General features: G+C 67.3%; 17 protein-coding genes. 7 read left to right on the top strand and 10 right to left on the bottom strand.

Going from position 1 to position 17359, the window contains the following annotated elements; all coding sequences use genetic code 11:
- The coding region (locus ACN4F8_RS12930; protein ID WP_419473966.1) for a quinone oxidoreductase family protein at nt 1-920 on the bottom strand (920 nt) is incomplete at its 3' end.
- Nucleotides 921-1044: 124 nt separating this feature from the next.
- On the opposite strand from ACN4F8_RS12930, the gene ACN4F8_RS12935 reads away from it, so the two are divergent.
- Nucleotides 1045-1980 (top strand): DMT family transporter, encoded by a 936-nt coding sequence (locus ACN4F8_RS12935; RefSeq protein ID WP_419473967.1) that lies wholly within the window; start codon nt 1045-1047, stop codon nt 1978-1980.
- A gap of 108 nt (nt 1981-2088) precedes the next feature.
- Here the strand turns inward: ACN4F8_RS12935 and ACN4F8_RS12940 are convergent, their stop codons facing one another.
- Together ACN4F8_RS12940 and ACN4F8_RS12945 are read right to left on the bottom strand one after the other, a co-directional pair.
- The gene (locus ACN4F8_RS12940; RefSeq protein WP_419473968.1) at nt 2089-2886 is read right to left on the bottom strand and encodes an SDR family oxidoreductase; all 798 of its coding nucleotides are present in this window, start codon (nt 2884-2886) and stop codon (nt 2089-2091) included.
- Nucleotides 2887-2905: 19 nt separating this feature from the next.
- Entirely contained in the window at nt 2906-3823 is a 918-nt protein-coding gene (locus ACN4F8_RS12945) for a DMT family transporter (protein WP_419473969.1), read from the bottom strand.
- A 208-nt stretch (nt 3824-4031) separates the two neighbouring features.
- Between ACN4F8_RS12945 and ACN4F8_RS12950 the strand changes: the two genes are divergently transcribed.
- Nucleotides 4032-4424 carry a type III secretion system chaperone gene (locus tag ACN4F8_RS12950; RefSeq protein WP_419473970.1) on the top strand — a complete coding sequence of 131 codons (393 nt, stop codon included), beginning with the start codon at nt 4032-4034 and terminating at the stop codon, nt 4422-4424.
- Between the two features lie 12 nt (nt 4425-4436).
- Here ACN4F8_RS12950 and ACN4F8_RS12955 read toward each other — a convergent pair whose 3' ends face one another.
- The 4 genes from ACN4F8_RS12955 to ACN4F8_RS12970 form a co-directional block, all read right to left on the bottom strand.
- Nucleotides 4437-6251: a GspE/PulE family protein gene (locus ACN4F8_RS12955; RefSeq protein WP_419473971.1), complete on the bottom strand. Its 1815-nt coding sequence runs from the start codon at nt 6249-6251 to the stop codon at nt 4437-4439.
- A gap of 29 nt (nt 6252-6280) precedes the next feature.
- Complete coding sequence (locus ACN4F8_RS12960; protein ID WP_419473972.1) at nt 6281-7063, bottom strand: spermidine synthase; 783 nt, start codon at nt 7061-7063, stop codon at nt 6281-6283.
- 367 nt (nt 7064-7430) lie between these two features.
- The gene (recJ, locus tag ACN4F8_RS12965) at nt 7431-9167 is read right to left on the bottom strand and encodes a single-stranded-DNA-specific exonuclease RecJ (RefSeq protein ID WP_419473973.1); all 1737 of its coding nucleotides are present in this window, start codon (nt 9165-9167) and stop codon (nt 7431-7433) included.
- Nucleotides 9164-10159, bottom strand: coding sequence for a phosphoglycerate mutase (locus tag ACN4F8_RS12970; RefSeq protein WP_419473974.1), 996 nt, complete (start codon nt 10157-10159; stop codon nt 9164-9166). The genes recJ and ACN4F8_RS12970 overlap by 4 nt, the downstream gene beginning before the upstream one ends.
- A gap of 42 nt (nt 10160-10201) precedes the next feature.
- Here ACN4F8_RS12970 and ACN4F8_RS12975 point away from each other — a divergent pair, with 42 nt between their 5' ends.
- Together ACN4F8_RS12975 and lolD are read left to right on the top strand one after the other, a co-directional pair.
- A complete protein-coding gene (locus ACN4F8_RS12975) occupies nt 10202-11458 on the top strand; it encodes a lipoprotein-releasing ABC transporter permease subunit (protein WP_419473975.1) in 1257 nt (418 codons plus the stop codon).
- A 154-nt stretch (nt 11459-11612) separates the two neighbouring features.
- Complete coding sequence (gene lolD / locus ACN4F8_RS12980) at nt 11613-12272, top strand: lipoprotein-releasing ABC transporter ATP-binding protein LolD (RefSeq protein ID WP_419473976.1); 660 nt, start codon at nt 11613-11615, stop codon at nt 12270-12272.
- A 187-nt stretch (nt 12273-12459) separates the two neighbouring features.
- Here the strand turns inward: lolD and ACN4F8_RS12985 are convergent, their stop codons facing one another.
- Nucleotides 12460-12876 (bottom strand): META domain-containing protein, encoded by a 417-nt coding sequence (locus tag ACN4F8_RS12985; RefSeq protein WP_419473977.1) that lies wholly within the window; start codon nt 12874-12876, stop codon nt 12460-12462.
- 69 nt (nt 12877-12945) lie between these two features.
- Between ACN4F8_RS12985 and ACN4F8_RS12990 the strand changes: the two genes are divergently transcribed.
- Together ACN4F8_RS12990 and ACN4F8_RS12995 are read left to right on the top strand one after the other, a co-directional pair.
- On the top strand, nt 12946-13791 hold the full coding sequence (locus tag ACN4F8_RS12990) for a TatD family hydrolase (RefSeq protein WP_419473978.1): 846 nt from the start codon (nt 12946-12948) through the stop codon (nt 13789-13791).
- Nucleotides 13792-13801: 10 nt separating this feature from the next.
- On the top strand, nt 13802-14290 hold the full coding sequence (locus ACN4F8_RS12995) for a DNA-deoxyinosine glycosylase (RefSeq protein WP_419473979.1): 489 nt from the start codon (nt 13802-13804) through the stop codon (nt 14288-14290).
- A gap of 20 nt (nt 14291-14310) precedes the next feature.
- Here the strand turns inward: ACN4F8_RS12995 and ACN4F8_RS13000 are convergent, their stop codons facing one another.
- Both ACN4F8_RS13000 and ACN4F8_RS13005 read right to left on the bottom strand, forming a co-directional pair.
- Entirely contained in the window at nt 14311-15045 is a 735-nt protein-coding gene (locus tag ACN4F8_RS13000; RefSeq protein WP_419473980.1) for a LytR/AlgR family response regulator transcription factor, read from the bottom strand.
- A 35-nt stretch (nt 15046-15080) separates the two neighbouring features.
- Entirely contained in the window at nt 15081-16142 is a 1062-nt protein-coding gene (locus ACN4F8_RS13005; RefSeq protein ID WP_419473981.1) for a sensor histidine kinase, read from the bottom strand.
- Nucleotides 16143-16316: 174 nt separating this feature from the next.
- On the opposite strand from ACN4F8_RS13005, the gene argH reads away from it, so the two are divergent.
- Nucleotides 16317-17359: argininosuccinate lyase (gene argH / locus ACN4F8_RS13010; RefSeq protein ID WP_419473982.1), on the top strand; the 1043-nt coding region annotated here is incomplete at its 3' end.

A 17359-nucleotide genomic window follows, 5' to 3' on the forward strand; every position in this document is an offset into this window, starting at 1 on the left:
GCAAAACGCTGGTCGATGCGGATCTTCACCTGATTGCCTTCCACCACCGCGAACAGATCGTCGGCCATGGCCTGGGTGCGCTCGCGGCTGGTGATGTGCGAGAACAGGGTCTGGCGTGTCACGTACAGCGAACCCTTGGGGCCGAGGATGCCGGGTGCAAACGGTGCCACCGGGCCCGATGCGTTGCCGAAGCTGACCATGAGGCCAAACGGGCGCAGGCAGTCGAGCGATTTCTCGAACGTGTCCTTGCCCACCGAGTCGTACACCACCTTCACGCCCTGGCCTCCTGTGATCTCCTTCACCCGCGCGGCAAAGTCTTCGGTGCGGTAGTTGATCGCGTGGCTGGCGCCGTGCTCCAGGGCCAGCTTGCATTTGTCGTCTGACCCCGCCGTTCCGATCAGTTGCAGACCCAACGCCTTGGCCCATTGGCAGGCGATCAGGCCCACACCACCGGCGGCGGCGTGGAACAGCACGAAGTCACCCGGCTCCAGGCCTTCCACCGGGCGGCAGCGCTTGAGCAGGTATTGCGCGGTGAGGCCCTTGAGCATCATGGCCGCACCGGTCTCGAAGTCGATCGCGTCGGGCAGTTGGCACACGTTCATGGCCGGCATCACGCGCACGTCGCAGTAGCTGCCGGGCGGGTTGGCGGCGTAGGCCGCGCGGTCGCCGGCCTTGAGGTGCGTCACGCCCTCGCCCACCGCCTCGATCACGCCGGCGCCTTCCATCCCGAGTGCCAGTGGCATGGGAAACGGGTAGAGGCCGCTGCGCTGGTAGACGTCGATGTAGTTCAGGCCGATGGCATGGTGGCGGATGCGCACCTGACCCGGGCCGGGCTCGCCCACCGTCAGTGTGTCGATGACCAGTTGCTCGGGGCCGCCTGCGGCATGGATGCGGACTGCGCGGGTTTCTGTTGTGCTCATGGAATGTCTCCTCGTTGTTGAAAAAACCTTGCGGATGCTGCCACGAATGCGCCGGATCTCATGCGCGACAGCGCTTCGTCCCCATGGCGCAGACGGACAAGTCCGGGTTGCTACAGTCCAGCCGATGTCTTCTGCGCCCGCTCACCGCCTCACGCCCGCCACGCTCGCCCTGTTGCTGATCCCGCCGCTCATGTGGGCAGGCAATGCGGTGGTGGGCCGTCTGATGCAGGGCGTGGTGCCGCCGGTCACGCTCAATTTCCTGCGCTGGATGCTGGCCCTGCTGATGCTGCTGCCCGTGGCGGGCTGGGTTCTGCGCCCGGACAGCGGGCTGTGGGCACACTGGCGGCGTTTCGCCTTGCTGGGCCTGCTGGGTGTGGGCATGTACAACACGCTGCAGTACATGGCGCTGAAGACCTCGACGCCGATCAACGTGACGCTGGTGGCCTCCAGCATCCCGGTGTGGATGCTCATCATGGGACGTGTGTTTTATGGCGTGCCCATCGCGCGACGCGCTGCGCTCGGGGCGTTCATGTCGCTCTGCGGCGTGGGGGTGGTGATCGCGCGCGGCGAGCTGGGTGGCCTGTTGTCGGTGCAGCTGGTGCCTGGCGATCTGCTGGTGCTGCTGGCCGCTTTGGCCTGGGCCTGGTACAGCTGGTTGCTGGCACGCCCACCGGCCAACGAGCCTGCCGCCATCAAGGCGGACTGGGCGGCCTTCCTGCTGGCCCAGATGGTGTTCGGCCTGATCTGGTCGGGCGCTTTCACTGCGGGCGAATGGTTCACCTTGCCTGCATTGCCGGCGGGCCAGAGCCCCATTCAATGGGGTTGGCCGCTGGTGGCAGGCCTGGTGTTCGTGGCGGTGGGGCCGTCGCTGCTGGCTTACCGCAGCTGGGGCGCGGCCGTGGCCCGCGTGGGCCCGGCCACCGCCGCCATCTTCTCCAACCTCACACCGCTGTTCGCCGCACTGCTCTCGGCCACCCTCTTGCGCGAACCGCCCCAGCTCTACCATCTGGCCGGGTTCGTGCTCATCGTGGGTGGGATTCTGGTGTCTTCGCGACGCTAACCCAAACCTCGCAGCGGACCGGGCCAGCCGCCGGGCCGCCCCAAGGCAGGCCCAGCCCCCTCGGGGGCAGCGGACCTCGCGCAGCGGGGGAGCGTGGGGGCTCTTCCTTCAGAAAGTGCCGGGATAGGCCCCGCCGTCGGCCAGCACGTTCTGACCGGTGATATAGCCCGCATGCGCGCTGCAGAGAAACGCGCAGATGGCTCCGAACTCCTCGGACGTACCGAAGCGTTTGGCCGGGATGTTCTTGCGGCGTGCGTCGGCGATCGCGTCCACCGACTGACCGGTTTTTTCGGCCGCTCCGGCCAGCGTGGTTTTCAAGCGATCGGTGTCGAAGGCGCCGGGCAGCAGGTTGTTGACGGTGACGCCCTGGGCCGCGAGCGGGCTGCGCGCCACGCCGGCCACAAAACCCGTCAAGCCACTGCGGGCGCCGTTGGACAAACCGAGGATGTCGATCGGCGCTTTCACCGCGCCCGAGGTGATGTTGACGATGCGGCCAAAGCCGCGCTGCGCCATGCCGTCCACCGTGGCCTTGATCAGCTCGATGGGCGTGAGCATGTTGGCGTCGATCGCCTTGATCCACACGTCGCGGTCCCAGGCGCGGAAGTCGCCCGGTGGTGGGCCGCCCGCGTTGTTGACCACGATGTCGAAGGCCGTGCCGGGACCACCCGCCACCGACAGCGCCGCAGCGCGCCCCTCGGGCGTGGTGATGTCGGCCGCCACGGTGAGCACCGTCACGCCCGGCACGGCGGCTTGCAGCGCTTGCCCGGCCGCTTCCAGGTCGCGCGCGCCGCGCGCCACCATCACCACGTGCACGCCCTCGGCGGCCAGCGCTTGCGCGCAGCCCAGCCCCAGACCCTTGCTCGCGCCACACACCAGCGCCCATTTGCCCTTGATACCCAGATCCATGAAAAGTCTCCTGAAAAAATCAACTGGCGCGGCCGAAGCGCGTCACCAGAAACACACCGGAGAGCACGAGCACCGTGCCCACCACGATCCAGCCATTGAACGGCTCACCCAGAATCACCACGCCCATGACGATGGTCGACATCGGGCCGACCATGCCGGTCTGCGCCGCCAGGCCCGAGCCAAGGCGCTCGATCGCCATCATCACCATGAGCACCGGCGCAAAGGTGCACAGCGTCGCGTTGAGCACCGAGAGCCAGATGACCTCGGGCGCCACCAGCGCCGCACTCATGGGGCGCAACAACACAAACTGCACCAGGCACAACACACAGGCCACGCTGGTGGCCAGCCCCACCAGGCGCAGCGAGCCCAGGCGCTGCACGAGTTCACCGCTGTACACCAGGTAAACGGCATAGCTGATGGCGCTGCCAAAAACGAGTGCGGCGCCCAGCAGCGCGTCGGGCCCCTGCAAGCCGGCCTCGTGGCCGAACACCACCAGCACACCGCCATAGCTCACCGCCATGGCAACGGCCTGCAGGCGTGTGATGCGGCGCTTGTAGATCACCCAGCCGAGCACCAGCACCAGCGTGGGGTTGAGGTACAGGATGAGGCGCTCCAGGCTGGCGGTGATGTACTGCAGGCCCCAGAAATCCAGAAAACTGGCGAGGTAATAACCCGTCACACCCAGGCCCACGATGCCCAGCCAGTCGTCTCGCGAGAGCGGTGGCTTGCGCACACCCCCCTGCCGGTAGGTGGCCCACCACGCCAGCGCCAGAAACAGCGGCAGCGCAAACAGCATGCGGTACATGATCAGCGTGACCGCGTCCACACCGTGGCGGTAGGCCAGTTTCACGATGATGGCCTTGCCGCTGAACGCAATGGAGCCGGCGGCCGCGAGCATCAATCCGGTGGCGAGGTGAGGGGTGGGAGCGGCGCGCATCGGTCGATTATCGGCATCGCGCGACACCGGGCTGCAAGGTGGGCCATGCCTCGCGTCGAACACCCAGGCTTTTCTGTCGCACGCATGACTTCACCTTGATGAAGTCGTGCGCAAGCACCGCGCGCGCCGGCAACTCCCTACGCTGTGCGAAAACCAGCGCCGCGCCTTGCCGGCAGACGCTCCGACCACGCATCAAAGGGTTTGCCTCATGCCGACTTCTCGCCGCCCCGCACCCCCCATCGAGCGCATCGACACCTTGCACAAAGCCGTCACCACGGCCCGCAGAGGTCCAACCGTTCTGTGCGTCAACGACACCCAGGTGGTGCTGCGACCCCGCGACAACGAGCCCACGCTGGTGATGCAGGCACACATCTGCGTCCTGCCGCGCCACAGCGCTCCGCGCGCGGCCTTGTGCGAGGCCTTGCTCATGGGCAACACGCACCTGACCGACACCGATCGCCTGGGCATCGAGCCGGCGGAGAACGCGGCGGTGTACCAGCGTGTGGTGGACATCGGACTCGATGCCGACGCGCTCGGGCACGAGTTGTGGGACCTGATCGACGCCGCCGAGCAGTTCAGGCACGGCCTCAGCCACGACTGAGGACGGTGGTGCTCACTGCACCGGCGGTGTGCAGGCGAGCACCTCGTCCATGGTGGTCAGGCCCTCGGCCACGCGCATGGCGCCGGCCAGGCGCAGCGGGCGCATGCCGTCGGCCACCGCTTGCTTGCGCAGCACGTCCAGGCGCGGCTCGCGGCTGACCTTGTCCTTGAACGCCTCGGTGACCGTGAGCAACTCGTACAGGCCCATGCGCCCCCGAAAACCGGTCATGCGGCAATCGACACAACCCACCGGCTCGTAGGGCCGGTAGCTGCCACTGATCTGCCAGGGTTTGACCAGCTCGGCCAGCGACTCGCGCGAGGTGGCGGCGGTGGCTTTGTCCTGCTGTGTCTTGCAGGCCGGGCACAGCGTGCGCACCAGCCGCTGAGCCAGCACGCCCAGCACGGTGGCGTTGATGAGGTAGGGCGGAATGCCCAGCTCCATCAACCGCATGATGGCCGAGGGCGCGTCGTTGGTGTGCAGCGTGGTGAACACCAAGTGGCCGGTGAGCGCGGCCTGCACGGCCATCTCGGCGGTGGCGAGATCGCGCACCTCGCCCACCATGATGATGTCCGGGTCCTGCCGCATGAGCGCGCGCAGGCCTTGCGCAAAGTCCAGGTCGAGGTGGGTCTGCACCTGCGTCTGGTTGAAGGCCGGCTCGATCATCTCGATCGGGTCTTCGACCGTGCTCACGTTGACCTCTTCGGTGGCCAGGCGCTTGAGCGTGGCGTAGAGCGTGGTGGTCTTGCCCGAGCCGGTGGGCCCGGTCACCAGCACGATGCCGTGCGGGTGTCTGGTGAGGGCTTCCCAGCGCTGCGCGTCGTGCGCGGCAAAGCCGAGCGCGCTCAGGTCTTTCACCGTCGACTCGGGGTCGAAGATGCGCATGACCAGCTTTTCGCCAAACGCCGTGGGCAGGGTGGACAGGCGCATCTCCACCTCTTCACCGCGCGCGCCCGCCACACCCGGCCTGAGCGTCTTGATGCGCCCGTCCTGCGGGCGGCGGCGCTCCACCACGTCCATGCGCCCGAGCAGCTTGATGCGCGCGGTCATGGCGTTGAGCACGCCGATCGGCATCTGGTAGACCGGGTGCAGCACACCGTCGATGCGGAAACGGATCACGCCCTGCTCGCGCCGGGGCTCCAGGTGGATGTCGCTGGCGCGCTGGTCAAAGGCGTATTGCCACAACCAGTCGACCACCTGCACGACACCCTGGTCGTTGGCGTCGAGCTGCTTGTTGGCCTTGCCCAGCTCCACCAGCTGCTCGAAACTGCCGAAGCCGCCACTGCCCCCACCGCTTTTGCTGGCCGCGCGCACCGACTTGGCCAGCGCAAAAAATTCGGCGGTGAAACTGCTGATGGCCTGCGGGCTGGCGAGCACCAGGCGCACATTGCGCCGCGTCTGGCGCTGCACCTCGGGCACCCAGTCGCGAATGAAGGGCTCGGCGGTGGCCACCACCACCTCGGTCGGGCTCACCTGCACCGGCAGCACCTTGTGGCGCTCGGCGTAGGCCGCGCTCATCACGTCGGCCACCTTGCCCACGTCCACCTTCAGCGGATCAATGCGCATGTAGTCCAGCCCGCTGCGCTTGGCCAGCCACTGGGTGAGCGACTCCACATCGAGCACATGGCTGTCGGCCTTGCGCGCCATGCCCACCACCGAGAGGCGTTGCAGCGGGTGCTGCGCGCTGTGCGCCGAGGCGCAGCGAGCCACGGTGCGTTCGGCCTCGATGCTGGAGATCACGCCGTCGTCCAGCAACCACTGCACCAGCGTGCGCCAGTCGAGCGGACCAACGGGATCGATGGCGCCAGGGGTTTTGTTCGGGTGTTTCATGCGCGCGTCCATCGTGTTGTTGGGCGTTTTCAGGCCACGGGTTCGAACAGCTTCATCCACTTCACCGCGGGCAGGCCCCAGCGCTCCTGCACCACCTCGGCCCGCGCCAGCAGTTGCATGCGCGTGGGCCGGTGGGGCGTGCGCTGGGCCAGCACCACGGTGTTGCCTTCGCGCGTGGGCTTGAAGGCCCACACGGCATCCTCACCAAAAGCGGCGCACAGGCTTTGCAGCGAGCGCTCGTAGCTGGTGTCACGCCCGAACAGGTTGACGGTGAGGCAGCCGTCGTCGGTCAGCGCATTGCGGCAGTCGGCATAAAAGTCGGGGCTGTCGAGCACGGGCGCGGCGGCTTCGTGGTCGTACAGGTCCACCTGCAGTGCGTCGTAAGCCCCCAGGTGGTCGGCGCGGCGGATCTCCTCGCCCGCATCGGCGAGCACCACGCGCAGCCGGGCGCTGTCGGCGGGCAGCTTGAACCAGCTGCGGCACACAGTGACCACCTGCGGGTTGATCTCGATGGCGGTGGTGTCCATGCGCAGCTTCTTGAAGCAGAACTTGGTGAGCGCGGCGGACCCCAGGCCCAGTTGCAGGACACGGCGTTTGCTGACCGAATCGGGCTCCACAAACAGCAGCCAGGCCATCATGCGTTGAACGTAATCGAGCTCGATGTCGAACGGCGCGTCCAGCAGCATGGAGCCCTGGATCCACTCGGTGCCCAGGTGCAAAAAGCGCACCTCGCTGTCTTCGGAGATCGTGACCTCGGGCAGGGTTGGCGTGGTGCGCCGCTTGAGCGCTGCGGCGTTGGCGCCGGCCTTCACGTGGGGTTTCCTGTTGGGTGTTGCATGTTCTTCAGGTCTCTTGCTTGGGAAATCATTATGGGCACGCTGAGGGGTTGTTTTTCTCCGGCGGCTCCTGTTGCGTGAACGGGGTAGCCGACTCCGCGAATGTCCCCCGGGGCCTTTGGCCCCTCCTCCTTGAGTTCGCTGCGTCGCCCACCCCGTACACGCAACAGGATTGGTGTTCGAAGCGTGGGCGCGACGACACCTTGTCAGCTCGTTGCGTCGGTGCGCTCTGCGCAGCGAAATAAAGGAGGAGGCGGCACCAGCCGTCGGGGGACATTCGCGGAGCAGAGCGCACCGGTGCAACGAGCCCGCGAGGTCATTGAGCGAAACAAAGGCAAACACATCAAACCTCCGCCGCCTCCACCAGAAACCGAACCCGCCGCTGCCCCTGCCACTCATCCGCATCCAGCCGAAACGCAATCTTCACACGCGCAGGCAGAGGCTCGGTGTGACCGAACCAGATGCCGTCCACCGGCTCACCCTGGTGCTTGAGCTTCAACGCCAGGTGCTTCTCCCCCACCAGCCGCTGCGACACCACCTGCACCTCTTCGCAAAACACCGGCGGCGCAAAACCCTGGCCCCACACCTCCTTGTGCAGCGTGTCCACCAGATCCGCGCGGCGGTACTTCGTGTCCAGCGCGCCATCGGCCTCCATGCGGCGTTGCAGTGTCGCCGCGTCCAGCCACTCGTGGGCTACTTGCTGCAACGCCGCTTCAAAGGTTTCCAGATGCTCTTCGTCAATGGTGCAGCCCGCCGCCATCGCATGGCCACCAAAACGCAGCAACACCCCCGGGTGGCGCTTGGCCACCAGGTCCAGCGCGTCGCGCAAATGGAAGCCTGCGATCGATCGACCCGACCCCTTGAGTTCGTTCTCCTTGCCCTCGGCGCCGCTGGCGGCAAACACAAAGGTCGGGCGGTGCAGCTTGTCCTTCAGGCGCGAGGCCACGATGCCCACCACGCCTTCGTGAAAGTCCGGGTCGAACACCACCAGCGCGGGCGGTGGCTCTTCCGACTCGTCGAACATCTCTTCGGCCATCTGCAAAGCCTGGTCGCGCATGTCGCCCTCGATCGCCTTGCGCTCGCGGTTGATGCCGTCCAGCGTGCGCGCGAGTTCGTCGGCGCGCAGCGCGTCGTCGGTGGTCAGGCACTCGATGCCCAGCGTCATGTCGGCCAGGCGACCGGCCGCGTTCAGGCGCGGGCCGAGTGCGAAGCCGAAATCAAAACCCGTGGCCGCCTCGGGCTTGCGCGCGGCCACGTTGAACAGGGCCGTCATGCCCGGTGGCATGGCGCCGGCGCGCACGCGCTTCAAGCCCTGGGCCACCAGGCGGCGGTTGTTGGCATCGAGCTTGACCACGTCGGCCACCGTGCCGAGGGCCACGAGTGGCAACAGCGCGTCGATCTTCGGCTGCGTCTGCGCGCTGAACACGCCGCGTTCGCGCAACTCCGCGCGCAGCGCCAGCAACACATAAAACATCACCCCCACGCCCGCGATCGACTTGCTCTCGAAGCTGCAGCCCGGCTGGTTGGGGTTCACGATGATGCAGTCCTGCGGCAGCACCACCGCGCCGTCCTGGATGGCGGGCAGGTGGTGGTCGGTCACGATGACCTGCAGGCCCAGTTCGCGCGCGGCGCGCACACCGTCCACGCTGGCAATGCCGTTGTCCACCGTCACCAGCACATCCGCGCCCTGCGCTTTCACGCGCTTGGAGATCGACGGCGTGAGGCCGTAGCCATCGGTCACGCGGTCGGGCACGAGGTAATTCACCCTGTCGAAGCCCATGGGTGCGCCCAGCAGGCGCAAACCTCGCAGGCCGACCGCGCAGGCGGTGGCGCCGTCGCAGTCGTAGTCGGCCACGATGCAAATGGCTTTGTTGGCCGCCATCGCGTCGGCCAACGCGCGCGCGGCGTCTTGCGCGCCGAGCATCTGCGAAGGCGGGATCAGGCGCGCGAGTGCGTCGTCGAGTTCGTCGGTGCTGGTGATGCCGCGCGCGGCAAACAGGCGCGCCAGCAGCGGGTGCAGGCCGCCTTGCTCCAGCGCCCAGGCGGCGCGGGGGGGCACGTCGCGGGTGATGATTTTCATAGGATGTCCAGGGTCTTCCAGGCCGGGGCATGGCCCAGCCAGTGTTGGATGAGGCGGCCAGCGCGCGCCACGGCGCCGCGCGGTGCGTTGGTGAAGCGCTGCGCCACGCGTTCGCCACACAGTGTGAGTGTGACCGGCTCGCCGTGGCGCACGCGGTCCAGCAGTTCCTTGATGTCTCTGCCATCGAGGTCGGTCCACGCGTCCTTCCAACGCACCCAGTCGGCTTGCAGGGCTGCGCTGCGCAATTCGTCGGGCATGGCGGGCGCGGCTTTCAGCGTTGTCGGGTGGTCGACGGCACCGGCGCCGCTGAGCCAGAAGCCGTTGACCGGGTGCAGGCGCAGCGCCTCGCGCGCGTCATGGGCGGGGTGTGTGTAAAACAGCATCTGCGCCTCGCTCTGCAGGCGCTTGAGCAGTTGTCCGCCAGCGGGGTTGGCCGAGCTGTCGGTCATCCAGGCCTCCACCGAACGGCCACCCACGCGGTCCAGGCTGGCGCAGGCGATACCGCGCAGCACCCCTCCACTCGCGTGCCAGCGCGTGGCGGACTCGTAACGCAGCGTGATGCCGTCTTCGGCGCAATACGGTGCCAACGCGTCGAAGAGGGGGCGCGCGTGTTCGTCGGTGAGACCGAGCTGGTCACCGGGCAGCAAGGTCACCTGTTCCATGCCCACCTGGAAGTGACACGGCGTGAACCAGGCCTGCGGCAGCTCGGGCGTGCTGCTCTGCGCAGCCGCCCAGGGCAAGAGCCCATCGGGGTAGGCCGAGCCGTCGGCGCGCAGCAGGCCGATGGCCTGCGCCAGCGCACGCTCGTGCGGCGCACTCAGGCTGTGGTCGGTGCCGGCATCGGTGTGCACAGGCTGCAGTTCGGCCAGCAAGGCGGTGAGGTGCGGCAGTTGCAAGCCCGGCAGCAGGGCCCGGCAGGCGGGGTCGCTGGCGCTGGCAAAGGGAACCAGCAGGTGCGTGGCAGGCTCAGAGGCCATGTGGGGAGCGGGCATGATGCGATTGTCGGGGATGCCACAATGCCCGCTGGACCTCACATGCAAACTCCCTACGAACTCATTCTCGGCTGGCGCTACACGCGCGCTGGCCGCGCCACCCGGCGCAACGGCTTCATCTCCTTCATCTCGGGCGTGTCCATGCTGGGCATTGCGCTGGGGGTGGCCGCACTGATCATCGTGCTCTCGGTCATGAACGGCTTCCAGAAGGAAGTGCGCGACCGCATGCTCGGTGTGCTGTCGCACATCGAGGTGTTTGAGCCCGGCGGCCAGGCCATTCCCAACCTCGCCGACACACTGGCCAAGATCGAACGCCACCCCGAAGTGGTCGGCGCTGCGCCTTTCGTGGGTGCACAGGCGCTGATCGCGCGCGGTGAGGACATGAAGGGCGCGCTGGTGCGCGGCATTGATCCGGCGCTCGAACCCAAGGTCACCGACCTTGCAGCCCAGCTCGCCGACACCGTGTTGCCGCGTCTGGTGCCCGGTGAATTCGGTGTGGTCCTGGGCGGTGAACTGGCACGCAGCCTGGGCGTGATCGCGGGTGACAGCGTCACGCTGATCGCGCCCAGCGGCCAGGTGACCCCGGCCGGCGTGGTGCCGCGCATCCGCCAGATGACGGTGGTGGGCACCTTTGACTCGGGCCACTACGAATACGACTCGGCGCTGGCCCTGCTGCACCAGGAAGACGCCGCGCGCATCTTTCGCGTGGAAGGTCCGACCGGTGTGCGCGTGAAGATCAAGGACCTGCACGCCGCGCGCGAGGTGGCCGTGTCCATCGCCGCCGACCTCGACCCCGGCTTGCTCGTGCGCGACTGGACGCGTCAGAACCGCACCTGGTTCGCGGCGGTGCAGCTCGAAAAACGCATGATGTTCATCATCCTCACGCTGATCGTGGCCGTGGCCGCGTTCAACCTGGTGTCCACGCTGGTGATGACGGTGACGGACAAACGCGCCGACATCGCCATCTTGCGCACGCTGGGCGCGAGCCCCCAGAGCATCATGGGCGTCTTCATGGTGCAGGGCGCCATGGTGGGCATCATCGGCACCGGCGCGGGCCTGTTGCTCGGCCTGGGCATCGCCTTCAACATCGACACGCTCGTGCCCGCGCTGGAGCGCCTGCTGGGCGCGAGCTTTCTGCCACAAGACATCTACCTCATCAGCCGCATGCCCAGCGACCCGCAACAGGCCGACATCCTGCCGGTGGCGGTGATCTCGCTGGTGCTCTCCTTCCTGGCCACGATTTACCCGAGCTGGCGCGCGAGCCGCGTCAACCCTGCCGAGGCGTTGCGTTATGAGTGACCTCCAGAATCCTGGGCGTGTTGAACCATCCCCCGTTCGGGCTGAGCTTGTCGAAGCCCCCGCCGAAGTCTTGGCCAGCCCTTCGACAAGCTCAGGGCGAACGGAGTTGGGCTCAGGGCGCACGGAATCCGGCTCAGCCCGAACGGACGTTGTGTTGAGTGCGACTGGCCTCACCAAACGCTTCACCGAAGGCCGCCTCGACGTCACCGTGCTCACCGGCGTGGACCTCAGCGTGCGCGCGGGCGAAACCGTGGCCATTGTGGGTGCCTCGGGATCGGGCAAGAGCACCTTGCTGCACCTGCTCGGCGGGCTGGACGCGCCCACCAGTGGGAGTGTGCAGCTCATGGGCCAGACGATGTCGGGCCTGAGCGCCACGCAGCAGGGCGTGCTGCGCAACCAGCACCTGGGTTTTGTCTACCAGTTCCACCACCTGCTGCCCGAGTTCAGCGCGCGCGACAACGTGGCCATGCCGCTGTGGATCCGCCGCCAGCCACGCCCTGAGGCGGCCGAGCAGGCCCGCAAGATCCTCACCCGCGTGGGCCTGGCCGAACGCCTGGGCCACCGGCCGGCCGAGCTCTCGGGCGGTGAGCGCCAGCGCGTGGCCATTGCGCGTGCACTCGTCACGCAACCCGCCTGCGTGCTGGCCGACGAGCCCACCGGCAACCTCGACCGCAACACGGCGGAAGGTGTGTTCCAACTGATGCTGGAGCTGGCGCGCGATCAGGGCACGGCCTTCATCGTCGTCACCCACGACGAGACCTTGGCCGCGCGCTGCAACCGCGTGCTGCGCTTGACGACAGGCGTGCTGACTTAGGGCGATCCGCCGCCGGGCCGCTCCCAAGGCGGATCAGCCCCCTCGGGGGGCAGCGACCCGCGCAGCGGGAAAGCGTGGGGGCATCAAGTTCTGCCGCCGGGCCGCTCCCAAGGCGGATCAGCCCCGGACCCGGCAAGGACCGGGGCCCATCCCCGTCCTGGGGCAGCGACCCGCGCAGCGTGGGGGCTCACGGTTTGGTCCTGACGAATCTGAGGGGCTTCTCCAGCCCCTGCACGTGCATCAGCATCGTCGTGCCTCGCACCTCCAGTCGCTGCGCCTTCCCCAACGCATCCAGGTAACGCCCCTCCTGCTCGTCCACCACCGGCGCACACGCCATGCGCGTGCCGCCCAGCTGGCCCAGCGCGATGCGGTCCTGCATCAGCGTGTACGAGCCAAAGAATCGGTTGCACGAGCTGTTGCCCGCCACGCGCCCGGCCTCGGGAAAGGTGAGCGTGGCCTGTGCGCCATTGATCACGCCGCGCCCGCCCAGGTCTTCCAGACGCCATTCGCTGCCCACCAGCGGCACGGCGCTGGGGGCACCGGGCAGAGCGCAGGCGGTGAGGGCCAGCAACACGGGAGCGGCGAACCAGGAGAGGCGTGACATGGGTGGGTCCTTTCGGGTTGGGCACCGGCGCCATGTAAGCGGGCCGGCACAATCGATCCTTATACCGCCATGTGGATCGACTCTCACTGCCACCTTGACGCGCCCGAATTCGGCGCCGACCACGCACTCGCGCTGAACCTGCGCGAACGCGCGGCCACGCTGGGCGTGGGCTTGTGCGTGGTCCCGGCGGTGGAGCGTGCCAACTTCGACACCGTGCGCCAGCTCGCCCACCGCACCGGTGACGCCTACGCCCTGGGCATACACCCCTTGTACGTGCCGCAGGCGCAAGATGCCGATCTGGAAGTCCTCGACGCCGCGCTGACCGAACACAGCGCCGACCCCCGCCTCGTGGCCGTGGGCGAGATCGGGCTCGACTTCTTCGTGCCCGCGCTGTGCACGCCCGAGATGCACGAGCGACAAAGTTTTTTCTACCGCGCGCAACTGCGGCTGGCGCGCAAACATGCGTTGCCGGTGATCGTGCACGTGCGGCGCAGCGCCGACCAGCTGCTCAAACACCTGCGCGAGCTGCCCACCGGCGGTGGCATTGCACATGCGTTCAACGGCAGCGAGCAACAGGCACAGGCTTTTCTGGGCCTGGGCTTCAAGCTCGGCTTTGGTGGTGCGGCCACCTTTGAGCCTGCGCGCCAGTTACGGCGCCTGGCCACTGAATTGCCGCTGTCTGCGCTGGTGCTGGAAACCGATGCACCCGACATCCCGCCGCACTGGCTCTACACCACCGCAGCCCAGCGCGCTGCGGGACAGGCGCAGGGCATCAACAGCCCGGCCGAGTTGCCGCGCATCGGTGCGGTGGTGGCCGGGCTGCGGGGCATGCCGGTGGATGCGTTGATGCAGGCCACCACCGCCAACGCCGTGGCCGCCCTGCCCCGGCTGGCAGCGCTGCTGAACGCCCCGTGAGCCGTGCCCCATGAGCCGCCTGCAAGGATTGCCGCCGGTGCTGGACGCCAACACACGCGTGCTGGTGCTGGGCAGTTTCCCCGGGGTGGCCTCGCTGCGCGCGCAGCAGTACTACGGCCATCCGCAAAACCACTTCTGGAAGATCCTGGGTGCGCTGTGGCAACTGCCCTTGATCACCCTGGCCTACCCCGAACGCGTGGCCGTCTTGCGCGACCATGGTCTGGGTGTGTGGGACGTGTACGGTGCCTGTGAGCGCGAAGGCAGCCTGGACGCGAACATCCGCAACGCCGAGGTGAATGATTTTGAATGGGTGCAGCGCGCATGCCCACGGCTTGAAGCCATCGCGCACAACGGTGGCGAGAGCTTTCGCCACGCCAGGCACACCGAACGACTGGGTTTGCCGGTGTACAAGCTTCCTTCCACCAGCCCGGCCAATGCCAGCTGGAGCTTCGATCGCAAGCTGGCGGCGTGGGCTGAAGTCCTACAGCGCCACGCCTGACCAGCGCGACACCGGCAGCCTCAGCTCATCAAGGCTTCACGCACGGCGGCCAGTTGGCGGCGCGAAACCGCCAGGCGCTCCTCGACACCGTCGAGCCGCACCGTCCAGCCTTCGCCCTCGACCGGGTCGTTGTGCTTCTCCACGGCCCGCACGGCGCGGCGCGACACCAAAGCGTTGCGGTGCACGCGCACAAACAGGTGGGCGTAGCGCTGCTCCAGATCGCTGAGCGCACCATCAAAAATATGCTCTTTGTCGGCCGTGCGCACGGTGATGTACTTCAGTTCGGCCTTGAGGTAGATCACGTCGGCCAGCGCCACGCGCTCGCTGCGCCCACGCTCCTGGATGATCAGGCTCTCGGGCAGGCCGACTTCCACAGCGCTCTCCGCGCGCACCCGCTGCACTTTTTGCAAGGCCTGCTGCAGGCGCTCGCGGCGCACCGGTTTGGTCAAGTAATCGACCGCTTCCAGGTCAAAGGCCTGGACGGCATGCTCGGCATAGGCGGTGATGAACACCACCGCGGGCGGCGCCGCCAGTTCGCGCAAGGTCTTGGCCAGGGTCATGCCGTCCACCCCGGGCATGTGGATGTCCAGCATCACCAGATCGCAGCCGGTGCGCTGGATCAGCTCCATCGCCTGCACGGCGTTGGCGGCCTCTCCCACCACATCGGCGCGCGGCTCGCTGCATTCGCCCAGCAGGGTGCGCAGCCGCGAACGGGCCAGCGCTTCATCGTCAACGATCAGTACCTTCAGTGTCATGTCACGCTCCGTAGCCAGACCTGTTCAATACCCGCTTATACCGGTATTTCAAGGCGAACCTGAAACACCCCGTTGACCAGTGCGCTCTGGAATCGGCCCTGGACATCGTGCAACAAGGCCAGGCGCTGCCGAACGTTGTCCAGTGCCAGGCCATTGCCGCGCCGCCCGCTGCCCGCCGGCACCGTGTTGGTCACCTTGATCACCACCAGGCTGCCACGCCGCTGGGTGCTGATGCGCACCACCGCGCCGGAGGGGCTGGGCTCCACCCCGTGCTTCACCGCATTCTCCACCAGCGGCTGCAGGATGAGTGGCGGCAATTTGGCCCTGGAAGCCGAGTCGTCCACGCTCCACTCCACCTTGAGGCGATCGCCAAAGCGCACCTGCTCGATGGCCAGGTAATGCTCGGCCAGTTCCAGTTCCTGCGACAGCGGTACCGCTTCCTGGGCGTCGGCCAGGGCGTGGCGGAACAGCTCGCTCAGGTCTTCCAGCAGGTTTTCTGCCTTGGCGGGCTCCTCGCGCACCAGCGCAATCGCGCTGTTGAGCGTGTTGAACAAAAAGTGGGGCCGGATGCGCGCCTGAAGCTCTGCCAGCCGAGCCGTGGTGCCTGCGGGCATGCGGGCCTTGGCGCGCCACACCAGCGCCCCCACCAACACGGCCGACACCAGCGCGCCCGCAGCACCGCTTCCCACCCAGGGCGCCGCTTCGGCCAGGCCCATGAGCACCAGCAAGGCGCACCCGTACAAGCCGGCCAGCACGCCCAGGCCAACGCCTGCGATCCACTGCGCCCGAACCGGCATGCGCCCGAGCTTGCGTTTGAGCGCGCACACACACAACAACCAGGCCAGCACAGCCGGCAGGGCAGCGCCGGTGAGCACCGCCATCTGCGTGATCCAGCCCACCGGACTCGATGCGCCGAAGATCGCCGCCACCGCCACGATGGACTGCACGAACAGCACCGCGCGCAGCACCACCCCGACCTGGCAGGTGTCGAACACCCGGTCGCGTGCGCGAACGTGTTCGGGCATCTCCTCCAGCGACTGCGTGCCCAAGGTGCTGGGCAGGTCCTGGAAGGTCGATAAAATTCGGGAGTCTTTCATGGGACGTGCGTCAATGCTCCGGTCGGACAACGATGGATTGTGCGTTGGTCCGGGCCCTGCACTTCGAGTCCGCACGGCGCTGCGATCGAAAGATCATCCAGGTCTCCTCTGCACGCCCTTTGTTCTGCGGTTTTCCGCTCCACCATTTCTCTCCAAAGCCGCTGGCAACACCGTATGTCCACCAACCAATTCGACAAGAAATCCGAAGCCTGGTCCGCCCTATTCTCGGAGCCCATGAGCGAGTTGGTCAAGCGCTACACCGCCAGCGTCTTCTTCGACAAACGCCTCTGGCAGGCCGACATCACCGGCAGCCTCGCACACGCCGAGATGCTGGCAGCCCAAGGCATCATCGGTGCGGCCGATCTCGCGTCCATCCAGCAGGGCATGGCGCAGATCACGTCCGAGATCGAGGCCGGCGGCTTCGAATGGAAGCTCGACCTGGAAGACGTGCACCTCAACATCGAGGCCCGCCTGACCCAGCTGGTGGGTGACGCCGGCAAGCGCCTGCACACGGGGCGCAGCCGCAACGACCAGGTGGCCACCGACGTGCGCCTGTGGCTGCGCAGCGAGATCGACCTCATCATCCCGCTGCTGGGCGAGCTGCAAGGCGCGCTGGTGGACGTGGCCGAGAAAAACGTGGACGTGATCCTGCCGGGCTTCACCCACCTGCAGGTGGCGCAACCCGTGAGCTTTGCGCACCACCTGCTGGCCTATGTGGAAATGTTTTCGCGCGACGCCGAGCGCATGAGTGACGTGCGCCGGCGAACCAACCGCCTGCCGCTGGGCTCGGCCGCACTGGCCGGCACCACCTACCCGCTGGACCGCGAGCGCGTGGCGCGCAGCCTGGGCATGGTGGACGAGCGCGGTGAGCCGCAGGTGTGCCAGAACAGCCTGGACGGCGTGAGCGACCGCGACTTCGCGATCGAATTCACCGCCGCCGCCTCGCTGTGCATGGTGCACATCAGCCGCTTCAGCGAAGAGCTGATCTTGTGGATGAGCCAGAACTTCGGCTTCGTGAAGATCGCCGACCGTTTCACCACCGGCTCGTCGATCATGCCGCAGAAGAAAAACCCCGACGTGCCCGAACTCGCGCGCGGCAAGACCGGCCGCGTGGTCGGCCACCTCATGGGTCTGATCACGCTCATGAAAGGCCAGCCGCTGGCCTACAACAAGGACAACCAGGAAGACAAGGAGCCGCTGTTCGACACGGTGGACAC

Origin of the sequence: Hydrogenophaga sp., from assembly GCF_048549895.1 — a bacterium.
Classification (GTDB): domain Bacteria; phylum Pseudomonadota; class Gammaproteobacteria; order Burkholderiales; family Burkholderiaceae_C; genus Hydrogenophaga.